Source organism: Kitasatospora sp. NPDC008115, assembly GCF_042957205.1.
Lineage (GTDB): Bacteria > Actinomycetota > Actinomycetes > Streptomycetales > Streptomycetaceae > Kitasatospora.
The window spans coordinates 1-1,091 of record NZ_JBIBHU010000100.1 but is presented as its reverse complement, the minus strand read 5'-3'; the positions used below and the strand labels follow the sequence as shown (position 1 = coordinate 1,091).

The following is a 1,091-nucleotide window of genomic DNA, read 5'->3' as shown; positions in this document are numbered from 1 at the left end:
CTGGACCGTTCGGGGACCGCGTTGATCACCGGCGCGACCGGCATGCTCGGCTCCCTCATCGCCCGCCACCTCGTCCACCACCACGGCATCCGCCACCTCCTCCTCACCAGCCGACGCGGCCCCAACGCCCCCGGCGCCACCGAACTCACCACCGAACTCACCAACGCCGGCGCCCACATCACCCTCACCGCCTGCGACACCACCAACCCCCAACAACTCCAAACCCTCCTCACCCACATCCACCCCGACCACCCCCTCACCACCGTCATCCACACCGCCGGCACCCTCGACGACGCCCTCACCACCAACCTCACCCCCCACCAACTCCACACCGTCCTCCAACCCAAAATCGACGCCGCCACCAACCTCCACCACCAAACCCGCAACCACCCCCTCACCCACTTCATCCTCTTCTCCTCCGCCGCCGGCCTCCTCGGCGCCGCCGGCCAAGCCAACTACGCCGCCGCCAACACCTACCTCGACGCCCTCGCCCACCACCGCCACACCCACGGCCTCCCCGCCACCAGCCTCGCCTGGGGCGCCTGGACCGACACCAACGGCATGACCGCCCAACTCACCGACATCGACCGCACCCGCATGACCCGCGCCGGCGTCCACCCCCTCACCGAACACGAAGGCCTCACCCTCTTCGACACCACCCTCACCCTCCACACCCCCCACCTCGCCCCCCTCCGCCTCAACCCCCAAACCCTCCAAACCCAAGCCAACAACCACACCCTCCCCCACCTCCTCCACAACCTCACCCGCACCCCCCTCCCCCGAGCCACCACCACCCACACCACCACCAACAACAACCTCACCCACACCCTCACCACCCTCACCCCCACCGACCAACACCGCACCCTCCTCGACCTCATCCGCACCCACACCGCCACCGTCCTCGGCCACACCGACCCCCACACCATCGACCCCAAACGCACCTTCCGCGAACACGGCTTCGACTCCCTCGCCGCCATCGAACTCCGCAACACCCTCAACACCACCACCGGCCTCCACCTCACCGCCACCCTCGTCTTCGACCACCCCACCCCCGAAGACCTCACCACCCACCTCCTCACCCAACTCATGCC

The 1,091-nt window shown here is 68.8% G+C and carries 1 protein-coding gene; it reads left to right on the top strand.

Annotation, left to right across the window (positions count from 1 at the left end; all coding sequences use genetic code 11):
• A partial coding sequence (locus tag ACFZBX_RS36985) for a beta-ketoacyl reductase (protein ID WP_391538210.1) occupies positions 1-1,091 on the top strand: 1,091 nt, incomplete at both ends.